Here is an 11,568-nt window from a genome sequence, read left to right as displayed (position 1 = left end):
TTTATGGCCTTCCCAATGGTAGTCACCTCCTGAGATAAAATTGAAAGACTAGGGTTATTTTAACACAAAAATACTCCTTTGTGTGAGAAAGGAGTATTACAATCCTTACGAATATGTAGCGATAAATTTTTGACTTAATGTATTAAAAGCTTCTGGCTGATCTATATTGCAAACATGCCCAGAATCTTTAATAATTTCTAAACCGAAGTTGGAATAATTATCAACTACTTTTTGTACAGGTGGAATAAATAAATAATCTTCGTCACCCATTAAAAAAAGTGTTGGAATCCTTTTTGTTGAAACTTGTAAATGACTTAAATATGGATTGATCAGTCGCGTTAAACTGAACCATTTCACAAATTGTTTCTGACTCATTTTCTTAGCTTCATTGATAAAAGCAAGACGAGATTCCTCATGCTCTTTACGAGGCATAATAATATAAGCAAAAAGTTTATATAATAACATATACGGAATAAAATTCTTTGAAATACGACCAACCATTAACAAAAACTTTGTGCGAATATCCAGACTGATAATCGCACCACCTAATACAAGAGAACGTACTCTATCCGGATATTCATCAGCAATCGTCTGAGCAACGATTGTCCCTAAACTCAAACTAATGATATGCGTACTTTTAATATTTAATTCATCAAGTACTTCAATTACCTCTGCAGCAAGTGTCTTAAACGAATCTGTCTTCTTCCATACAACTTCTGTCGATTTACCATGTCCTCTTAAATCGACAAGTAAGATATTGTAATCTTTACGAAAATATCTGATTTGTTTAAACCAAATGGTAGAGCTCCCACCAGCCCCATGGATAAAAGTAATCCAAGGGGCATTTTCATCTTTTATATACGTTTTATGATATAACATATTGATCATCCGTTCTCTAATTATGTAGCTTTAATTATTAATATTAAATTATACCCTATTATCATTATATTATACCACGGTTCTATATATTTTTTTGTGAACGTTTTCAATATTTCTCAGGAAATATCGTAAAATTTTATAAATCAAAAGAACACTTGAGTTATATTCAAGTGTTCTTTTGGTGATTAAAATACTTTTATGGATTATGCTAATTCTGCTTCTTCTTCTAATTCCGCTTCTGTTGGTTTCTTTTTAAGCAAGCCATAAATTACTGCTGACACAACAACACCAATGAATAATGCTAATAAGAACATTGGCCAATGACCTTTATCTAATCCAACTACGAAGATACCACCATGTGGTGCTGGTACACGACATCCAAATGCCATAGCGAGTGCGCCTGCTGTTGCACTACCAGCAATCATTGATGGAATAACACGCGCAGGATCAGCTGCTGCGAAAGGAATTGCACCTTCAGTAATAAATGATAATCCCATAACGATATTTGATAATAATGAACCTTTTTGAGTTTTTGTAAATTTATTTTTGAACATAATCATTGATAATGCGATAGCTAGTGGTGGTACCATCCCACCAATCATAGCTGCAGTAATCGGCGCATAGTTACCTGCTTCAATTGCTGCAAATCCAAATGCGTATGATGCTTTGTTAAATGGACCACCCATATCGATGGCCATCATACCACCTAATACTAAACCTAGAATTACAATGTTTGTGCCGTTCATGCTGTTTAATGTATCTGCCATTAATTTATTTAACCAGCTTGCTGGTGGATTAACAACGTAGTACATTAATAACCCAGTACTTGCTACCCCTAATAACGGGAATAATAGTGTTGGTTTTAAACCATCTAATGATTGAGGCATACCACTTAATAATTTTTTAATACCTTCAACTAAATAACCTGCTAAGAAACCTGCAATTAAACCTCCTAAGAATCCTGAACCACCACTTACCGCTAACATACCACCAACCATACCTGGCGCTAAACCAGGACGGTCCGCAATACTCATAGCGATGAAACCTGCTAAGATGGGTACCATTAATGCGAATGCTGATTTGTTACCAACAGCCCATAACGCTTCAGCAAATGGATGATAATCTGATTTAGTAGGATCAAATGATGTAATACCAAACATGAAAGCAATCGCCATTAAAATACCACCCGCTACAACAAACGGTAACATATTTGATACACCTGACATTAAGTGTTTATAGAATCCTTTTTTCTCTTTGCTGCCTGAAGATTTCGCTTGTCCGCCTTTTGCTTCAAATAATGGACGTGTGTCATCCTGAGCCATATTGATTAACTCCTCAGGTCGTTTAATACCATCTGCTACAGGTACCATGACAACGTTCTTACCATGGAAACGATTTGTTTCAACGTTAACGTCTGCTGCTACAATGATTCCTTTAGCACGTGCTATTTCTTCATCAGTCAGACGGTTCTTAATCCCACCAGAACCATTCGTCTCAACTTTAATCGGTACGCCCATTTTCTTCGCCTGGTTTTTAAGTGCATCTGCTGCCATATACGTATGCGCAATTCCTGTTGGACATGCTGTAACTGCTAATACTAAATTGTCATTTGTAGCATTGCCGGTTGGTGCTAATACTACTTCTTCTTTTGTTTCTACTTCATCATTTTGTTCAATAATTTCTAATACTTCTTCTGCTGTTGCTGCATGTAATAATTGCGCGCGTACTTCTTCATTCATCAATATGCCTGATAACTTAGCTAATGCATCTAAATGTGTTTGTGCTCCACCGGCTGGCGCTGCAATCATAAAGAATAATGTTGCGGGTTGTCCATCAAGTGATTCATAATCAACACCTTCAATCGATTTACCGAAACCAATCGCAGGTTTAGCCACTGCATCCGTCTTAGCATGGGGAATTGCTACACCTTCTCCGACACCTGTTGTACTTTGAGCTTCACGTGCATGTATTGCTTCTTTATAGGCTTGTTTATCGTTTAATACACCAGCATTATAAAGTGTCTCAACTAATTCATCGATAACACCATCTTTAGTTGTAGCTGATAAATCCATTGCAATCGTAGATTCTTTTAATAAATCTGTTATTCTCATGTTTACACCCCTATTTTCCTTCAATTTTTGTAATTGTAACTTTATTTATTATTGCAGCGATTTGCTCGCTTGTTGCCAAATCTTCTGTAAATGCAGTTGCAGTGCCGCATGATACTGCCTGTCTGAAACTTTCTTCTATTGACTTATTTTGGGCAAATCCAGCAACCATCCCAGCCACTGTTGAGTCTCCTGATCCTACTGTGTTAATGACCTTACCGTTAGGCACTGTAGCTTTATAACAAGCATCAGCTGTAACAAGTATGGCACCTTCTCCACCAAGAGATACAAGAACATGTTTTGCACCTTGTTCCATCAATAAACGTGCTGCCTGAATCGTATCATGATCATCCCTTATAGTAAGATTAAACATTTCTTCTAACTCTACTTTATTAGGTTTTACGAACTCTGGATGATACGGTAAAGTTTGAGTAAGCAATGATTTCTCTGCATCTACGACAAATGGAATGTGTTTCTCAGCACAAATTTGAGCAATCGTTGCATAAATATCATCTGGCATCGACTTTGGTACAGATCCTGCAATGATGACATAGTCTTCTGTCGTGAGTACTTTTATCTGATTCAGTAATGCTTCAAGGTTCGTTGCATTGACATCTGGCCCTGCAGCATTAATTTCTGTTTCAGTATCACCTTTTAACTTAACGTTAATGCGTGTATCCTCTTCAACAAGAATGAAGTCTGTGTGAATGTATGCAGATTCAAGTTCATTCTTAATAAATGCGCCAGGGAATCCTCCGATATACCCGAGTGCAGTGGATGGTTGATCTAATGCTTTTAATACACGAGATACGTTGATTCCTTTTCCTCCAGCGAACTTATGGGTCGTTGTTGCACGATTTAAACCACCTAAATCAAAATCTTGTGTAAACATGACATAATCAATCGATGGGTTTAATGTTATTGTATAAATCATATGTGCTCCTTTATATTAAGTATTTTTCATAGGGCTTAGTCTTCTCATTTTGCGCATTCGTAATAATAATGGTCTTTCCTTTTTCCAAATCACAAATTTTAGCAAATGTATATTCATCAAATTTTGAATCATCAATGAGAAAAAAAGATTTCTGTGCAATTTTCACAGCAAGTTGCTTTATATACGCTTCTTCAATATCCGGTGTAGATAATCCATGTTGAATGTGGATACCGTTTGCGCCCATAAAAGCTTTATCAAATCTGAATTGCTTTAAATTTTCAATTGCCTGAACACCGATAGATGCATATGTATCTTTTTTAATAAATCCACCAATCATATAAACTTCTATCCCTTTATCAACAAGCTGCGGAACGTGTGTTGCACCATTCGTAACAACGGTAATGTGTTGCTGTGATAAATACGGAATCATCGCTAATGTTGAACTACCAGCATCTAAATAGATACAATCATGATCTTTGACTTGTAAAGCAGCAATTTTTGCAATTTCATTTTTTTCTTCTACTTTGGTCGTCGATTTGACTGAAAACGCAATATCTCTATGTTTTTCAGTAAGTTTCTTCGCACCACCATGGACACGAATAAGTTTGCCTTCATTTTCTAATGTAGATAAATCTCTGCGAATCGTTGATTCACTACTTGAAGTTACATCCATCAGTAACTGTAGTGATATCACATCATGTGCCTCTAATAGATTAAGGATGGTTTCATGTCTTTTAATCGTTAGCACGTTCATCCCTCCTTGAATACACTCATATCTTAATTTATCCGAACATCAAAGTCAATCTTTTTCATCCAAAATCATTCATGATAAATTAATTTTCTTATAAAACGTCATAAAACGGTCATAGTTTATGAATAGATATAAAAAAACGTATGTTGTCAGTTAACAACATACGTTTTTTTATTTCTAGCATACTTTATTTACAGAATATCTCTGCCTAATGCTGCGGTATAGATCATAAACCATTCATTATCAGTCAGACTGTGATTTTGTGCTTGTAAAGCAACTTTCGTGCGTTCTAAACTTTGCGAACCGACAATCGGATGTATATTGTATGGCAAATGATTAATGAAACGATATGCAATATCATCAACTGTTGTGTTGTATTGATTTGCAATACCATTTAATACAGTCTGAACTTTTCCGGTTTCAAATATTTTGCCACCTGCTAGTGGGCTCCAAGCCATAATATCAACTTGCTTTGCCTTCATCGTTTCTAATGTGACATCTTCGATATTTTCAAGATTGAGTGGTGATAATTCAACCTGATTATAATCAAGTGACAATCCTTCATGCTGCATTGCTTGATTTAAACGGTCAAACTGATGTGCTTTAAAATTTGAAACGCCAAATTGTTTCACATAACCTTTTTGTTGTAACTGCTTTAAAGTTCCAGCCACAACTTCAGCATCAAGTAATGGAGAGGGACGATGTAATAATAATAGATCAATTTCATCCACCTTAAGTTCTTTCAAACTTCTTTCAACAGATGCTTCAATATGCGCTTTACTATAGTCATATTTATGAAAATCAAATTGTGGCATTGTCTTTGATCTTAGCACAATACCACATTTCGTAACGATCTGCATTTTCTTTCTTAGTTCCGGCGTTAAGCTTAGCGCATCACCAAAAATCGTTTCGCACGTATAGTCTCCATAAATGTCAGCGTGGTCCATCGTAGTTACGCCTAGTTCAATGAGCTCATGTAAATATCTATTTAAAGCTTCCTTATTATATTGCCATGTATTCAATCTCCAAAATCCCTGAACTACTTTAGACATTTCCATAACGTATTCCCCCGTCTTTTATCCAAATTGTAATAGATCTAATTGATTTAATAACTTTTCTTTATTTAGTTGTTCACCGATAATGACTAACTTTAATGGCAAATTCATCATTTCTTCTTCGTATTGAGGTATGCCATATGCATATTGGAATAGCACAACCTGTGTAGGGTTTTCTCTAAATTTTATAAATCCTTTAATCCGAAGAATTTCATCCGGTAAAGTTCTCAGCCACTCTACGAATTGTCGTGCGTCTATTGCACCACTAAACTCATATACGATTGATTGTATACCGTGATGCATATGGTTATGTGCATCAATATGAGCACCATAATATTCAAGCTGTGCTGTGTCTAAGGCACAATACGTAGTTTGTATCTGCTTTGCTTTTGGATTTAGGTCTGTTACTTGCTGAATAATTTGTTGCTGCTCATCTTCAGTGACTAAATCCATCTTATTTAATATGACAACATGTGCATATTTCACTTGTTCTTCCATTAAATGCTTCACAGTATATGAGAATTTATTACGATCCAAAAATCTTGAACAATCCAGAATCGTTGTTATATTTAAAACTTGAGCAATTTTAGTCACTGTTGGTTCGGTACATGCATCATATATTTCTACAGGATGAGCCACTCCTGTTGCTTCTATAATAATAAGTTCAGGATGATGACGATGATAGAGGTCATTAATTTGAATTGCAACATCACTTTTAAGATCACAGCATATACATCCATTCAATAATTCATTATATGGTGTCTCCTCACCAAGAATTTTAGAATCAATATTAAAACCACCTAATTCATTCATAAGGATAGCAATTTTTTTGTTTTGATTCTTTTTTATGATTTGCGCAAGTAAAGTTGTTTTTCCGCTTCCCAAAAATCCACTTATAATTAAAATATTCATTTTTCTCTCTTGATTCAAAATATTCATCTCCATTATATAAATAATATGTATTGTATTTAAAGACTTATTTATGTAATAAGTATAGACCTTTGAACATATTAACAATTTACATACAAAAAGATTGTAAATTAGCTTGAAAAATGTTTGTAAATATAATATGTTAATTAAGAACAAATTAGGTTATTTCGTGTTTATAGAGTATACTGATATTAAGATATATACCTTTACATGACATTAATTGTTTAGCATACATATATAGGAGGCACAAAATGACAGAACATTTCAAGCTAGACAATCAGCTTTGTTTTAGCTTATACAACGCGCAAAGACAAGTAAACCGATATTATTCCAACAAAATCTTTAAGCAATATAACCTAACCTACCCACAGTATCTTGTTTTACAAATACTTTGGACATCATCTCCAGTTAACGTGAAAAAATTAGTCACTGAACTTTCATTAGATACAGGTACAATTTCACCGTTACTAAAACGTATGGAAACGAATGGTTTAATTATGCGTGTACGTTCAGAATTAGATCAACGTGAAGTATTTGTCCATCTTACAGATAAAAGCAAAGAAATTCAATCACACCTTGAAGGTGCTACAGATATATTAAAAGAAGTTTCTCAATTTACTGATGATGAATATAATGAATTCGGTAAGTTATTGAATAAATTAATCCACAGCTTACGAGAACAAGAATAAATGAAGATACCGAACACAAATTTAGAATTTGTGTTCGGTATTTTATTATCGTTTAATCCATGAGATACCAATTGTCCCATATCCTAAATGTACACCTGCTACAGGTACTAATATTTCACTAACGATATTAATTTCAGGATACGCTTCTCTTAACCACTCGATATAAATATTTGCTTCCTCTTTGTCGCCAGCATATACAACACAAATTTCTTTCGGTTTAAATTCAGCAAGATTTTTCTCAACCTGCTTTTTTACAGCATCTACTACTTTTTTCTTCGTTCTTACTTTATCTACCGGATATATACTGCCATCTTCAAATTGTAATACTAAATGAATATTTAATAATCCAGCCATAAAACTTTGTGTTTTTGACACTCGACCACTTTTCTTCATTTGATCTAAATTTTTAGGATTTAATACTAATACTGCATCTTCAGCATATCTTTTTAAAGTTTCCACAATTTCTTCGAATGATTTACCTTCAGCATTCATCTCTTTACCAGCTTCAATCATTGCTTTTATCGGATAGCTACCAATCTTACTATCAATTACTGCTGAAGTGATATTCACTTCTTGGCTCGCTATCACTGAGCTTTGAAATGATCCAGTAAGTTTACTAGAAGGATGTATTGCGATGATATGCGTATATCCTAACTTTTCAATTTCTTCATACACATCGTGAATCGCCTTAAAATTAGGTTGAGTCGTTTTTGCACCATCACCATATTCTTTAAGCAAGGTATAAAATTCTTCTACAGATAATTCTGCCTGATCCTGATAATGTTTTTCGTTCAAAATAACACCCATCGGCACTACAAATGTATCTTTTTCACCTATTATACAGCCTGATGACGTGTCAGTTACCCAAGCAATCTTGTTCATGATGTACCTCCTTTTATTTATTTCATCATATCATAAAATGATTCAAATATTTAATTTATATAACAATATTTTATTTCAAAAGTTGTAATCTTGGTTATGAATAAGATTATTATTAATATATTATTTTATACTGATAACAATTGTTGCTGAAGTAACTGATAAAACCTTGAATTTTGTTCGTGTAATAAAGATCCTGCACCCTCTTCAACCATTTGCCCATCCTCAATGAGATAAAGCTTATCACAATGATTAAATACCGATAAATCATGCGAAACCATTATAATCGTTGTTGATTGTAATTGATTTAAATAATCAAGCATAATCTTCTGATTCGCTTTATCAACACCATTAAATGGTTCGTCCATTATCCAGACATCTTTATTGCGTAAAATCATGCGTATAAAATGTAATCGTTTCTTTTCTCCACCTGATAAATTCTCGCCAAATGAGTGTATCATTGTTTCACTTTTAAATGGCAATTGAAATTGTTCTAAAAGCTGATTTAACTGATGAGGATTTACATCTACAAACATATTTTCTGCAACAGTTCCATTGATAAAATGATTATGCTGTTCCATTACATTAAACATCTGTAAAAGATTAGCCGGTGTTTTTATCATCTTTCCATTTAATAAATAATCACCTTTAATTTTTTCTAATCCAAGCATCGTTTTTAATAACGTAGTTTTACCTGCACCACTTTGCCCGGCGATACCCACAAATTCACCCTGATGAACAGTCATATTAATATTAGAAAGGCGTTGATCGACGATTACATCTGCGAGCTGTATTGTATGAACCTTTTCTTCTATATTTTGATAGTGGACACGTTCATTCAATGTGTCAAGATGATTAATCGATTTGTCCGTTTCTACTTTATGATATGGATAGTGAATCATAGGAATACTCATTTCAAAAAGTGTTATCGCTACCATTACGATACTTAAATACATCAGTGTATTTCGGGTTGGATCAAACATCATTACATATATTACTAAAAATATAGCAATCATCGCGATTAGATTTAATAAAAAATCATACAGGATAATGATACTATGTTCTTTCTTAATTGCCTGTTCCATATTGCGTTGTTTTTGTACAAGCTGTTGCTGATAATTATCCGATTTATCAAATACTGCCAGTGCTTCCTGGGCAAGATGATAATCTAAAAGGTGATGTTCAAATTGATTTGTTGCTTCTATTTTTTTATTCACTACCCTTTTTAAAAATCTTGTAATCACAGTCGGCAATAATATGGTTAATAACAACATCGCAATAAATAATACGATAACTGCATATATACTATACTGAGCATAAATACAAGTTATAATTACTGTAGTAATCATAGCGATGACAGGTGGATAAATGACTCTGAGCAGAAGATTCTGTAGTTTCTCAACATCATTTACAGTGCGATTTAATAATGTTGATAAATGATATTTTGAATGAATTGTTATAAAGTTTTCGAGTAGATGACGCACAGTTGTTACACGCACATCTTTTAACATTTCAAATGTAGCTTCATGACTAATGAGACGTTCGAAATATTTACAGATCGCACGGACGACGCCAAATAATTTAATAGTCGCTACTAACGTCATTAAAGTATAGAGCGGTACTTGATAGGCACTCTTTGACAACATTAGCCCGCTAAGACTGAACATCCCGATTGCAGTGAGACCACCAATCGTTCCTATGATTATAGCGATGATAAGTGATTTTCTTGTCATTTTTGAAATATAGCGCACTATATCACCTCCGAAACTTTCACTTTGTCATGTATACTTACTTGACCATTTTTCACGCGCACTACATGAGATGCTGATTCTATCGTATTTTTATTATGTGCAATAACAAATACAGTACTTATGTCTTTAAGTTTATTGATTGCTTCATTTATGATGTGTTCACTGTCTATATCTAACATCGCTGTCGGTTCGTCAAAGATAACGAGTGCTTTAGGTTGAACGAAGACTCTCAGTAACATTAATCGTCTTGCTTCGCCACCCGATAATTGTCGGGCACCTTGACCGATGATGGTATCGTATCCTTCAGGCATATTCTTAAACAAGTCATGTAATTTTAATTGTTCTGCATACTGATACACAATATTCTCGTCGATATACTGAAACATCGTAATGTTATTCATTATCGATGTGTTTAATATAATCGGGTCCTGAGATAAATAGACGATATTATCTTTCAAATATTCAGGTAATTTCATTTCACCTGTTGCATACTGCAGCTGAGCAATCACTTTAGCAAGCGTTGATTTACCAGCGCCACTCGGTCCTGCAATTACATAATGATGCATCGGTATTTCAGTATCGATAGATAATAGATAATCACTATCTGGGTACCTCACTTTCATATTGTTAAATGCGATTGTGTTTTTTTGGTGATACGAAATATTTGTTGTCTGCACCTGTTCATCTAACGAAGATTCAATAAGGTCACCGTAACCACTTGATTGTTTACCTGTATGAAATGCGAGTCCTAAATCTTTTAAGGCATTGTAAAATTCAGGTGCTAACATAAGCACAACTACCGCCACATAAAATGATACTGTTTTAAATACGATGAGTGATAATCCAATTTCCAGAGCAATGATACCGATGGATAACATAGAGACAAACTCAAGCATCAACGTAGATAAAAATGCCGTCTTTAATATTTTCATTGTATTATCTTTGTACTGTACGGAGTAATCTTCAATTTTCCCCATCGCTTTATCATCATATTTAAATAGTTTAATTGTCATAATTCCTTTCATGACATTTAAAAAATAATTTGAAAAATGATTTAATGAAAGCATCTGATCCGTTGCTTTTTTAGCAGTATTGATACCGATAATAACATAGAATATCGGTATAAAAGGCGCTGTGATACACATAATCAGTGCTGTTTGGTAATGAAAGTTAAATAAGAATAAGATGATCATCAATGGAATTAACATCGATTTATATACTTGTGGTAAATAATCTGCAAAAAATGGATGAACTCCTTCCACCCCCTGCTGACTAAAATTCATCAGTTCACCTGCATCATTATTTTTAAATAAAATCCTGTTTCTTAATTTATTTTTTATCTTATGACTTAACAGATGTCCACTGTACTTTATTAGAGACTGGATGACTGCTCTGGAGACTAATATCAATAAAATTACAACTAAAGTCTGAGAGATTTGATATTGGTGGTTTGTTAAAATAAAATCAATGACTTTACCAATTTCTAAACTTTGCGTAATGATAATGACACTTAACATGATACTTAAAATGAATAACAGTATATGAATACCGATAAATGGTTTAGTGAGTTGTGTTAAAAATTTCACATAATC

At 33.8% G+C, this 11,568-nt stretch carries 10 protein-coding genes; 1 reads left to right on the top strand and 9 read right to left on the bottom strand.

What is annotated here, in order from left to right; all coding sequences use genetic code 11:
- Positions 1-105: 105 nt before the first annotated feature.
- The 6 genes from KFV12_RS03640 to KFV12_RS03615 form a co-directional block, all read right to left on the bottom strand.
- Entirely contained in the window at positions 106-879 is a 774-nt protein-coding gene (locus KFV12_RS03640) for an alpha/beta fold hydrolase (RefSeq protein WP_111714248.1), read from the bottom strand.
- Positions 880-1,082: 203 nt separating this feature from the next.
- On the bottom strand, positions 1,083-2,990 hold the full coding sequence (locus KFV12_RS03635) for a PTS fructose transporter subunit IIABC (protein ID WP_254257326.1): 1,908 nt from the start codon (positions 2,988-2,990) through the stop codon (positions 1,083-1,085).
- A 10-nt stretch (positions 2,991-3,000) separates the two neighbouring features.
- Positions 3,001-3,921 carry a 1-phosphofructokinase gene (pfkB, locus tag KFV12_RS03630; protein WP_254257325.1) on the bottom strand — a complete coding sequence of 307 codons (921 nt, stop codon included), beginning with the start codon at positions 3,919-3,921 and terminating at the stop codon, positions 3,001-3,003.
- 10 nt (positions 3,922-3,931) lie between these two features.
- Positions 3,932-4,675 carry a DeoR/GlpR family DNA-binding transcription regulator gene (locus tag KFV12_RS03625; RefSeq protein WP_239242366.1) on the bottom strand — a complete coding sequence of 248 codons (744 nt, stop codon included), beginning with the start codon at positions 4,673-4,675 and terminating at the stop codon, positions 3,932-3,934.
- 188 nt (positions 4,676-4,863) lie between these two features.
- On the bottom strand, positions 4,864-5,730 hold the full coding sequence (locus KFV12_RS03620; RefSeq protein ID WP_254257324.1) for an aldo/keto reductase: 867 nt from the start codon (positions 5,728-5,730) through the stop codon (positions 4,864-4,866).
- Between the two features lie 18 nt (positions 5,731-5,748).
- Positions 5,749-6,657, bottom strand: a complete 909-nt coding sequence (locus tag KFV12_RS03615; protein ID WP_170122423.1) for a CobW family GTP-binding protein — start codon at positions 6,655-6,657, stop codon at positions 5,749-5,751.
- Positions 6,658-6,908: 251 nt separating this feature from the next.
- Between KFV12_RS03615 and KFV12_RS03610 the strand changes: the two genes are divergently transcribed.
- Entirely contained in the window at positions 6,909-7,346 is a 438-nt protein-coding gene (locus KFV12_RS03610; RefSeq protein WP_111714242.1) for a MarR family winged helix-turn-helix transcriptional regulator, read from the top strand.
- A gap of 45 nt (positions 7,347-7,391) precedes the next feature.
- On the opposite strand, the gene KFV12_RS03605 is transcribed toward KFV12_RS03610, so the two are convergent.
- From KFV12_RS03605 to KFV12_RS03595, 3 genes are all read right to left on the bottom strand, one after another.
- A complete protein-coding gene (locus KFV12_RS03605) occupies positions 7,392-8,228 on the bottom strand; it encodes a DegV family protein (RefSeq protein ID WP_111714241.1) in 837 nt (278 codons plus the stop codon).
- Between the two features lie 125 nt (positions 8,229-8,353).
- Positions 8,354-9,976 carry an amino acid ABC transporter ATP-binding/permease protein gene (locus KFV12_RS03600; protein ID WP_254257323.1) on the bottom strand — a complete coding sequence of 541 codons (1,623 nt, stop codon included), beginning with the start codon at positions 9,974-9,976 and terminating at the stop codon, positions 8,354-8,356.
- Positions 9,976-11,562 carry an ABC transporter ATP-binding protein/permease gene (locus tag KFV12_RS03595; protein ID WP_254257322.1) on the bottom strand — a complete coding sequence of 529 codons (1,587 nt, stop codon included), beginning with the start codon at positions 11,560-11,562 and terminating at the stop codon, positions 9,976-9,978. The genes KFV12_RS03600 and KFV12_RS03595 overlap by 1 nt, the downstream gene beginning before the upstream one ends.
- Positions 11,563-11,568 lie beyond the last annotated feature (6 nt).

This window comes from Macrococcus epidermidis (genome assembly GCF_024205965.1).
GTDB lineage: Bacteria > Bacillota > Bacilli > Staphylococcales > Staphylococcaceae > Macrococcoides > Macrococcoides epidermidis.
The sequence above is the reverse complement of the archived record's forward strand: the minus strand, read 5'-3'. Positions and strand labels throughout refer to the sequence as shown.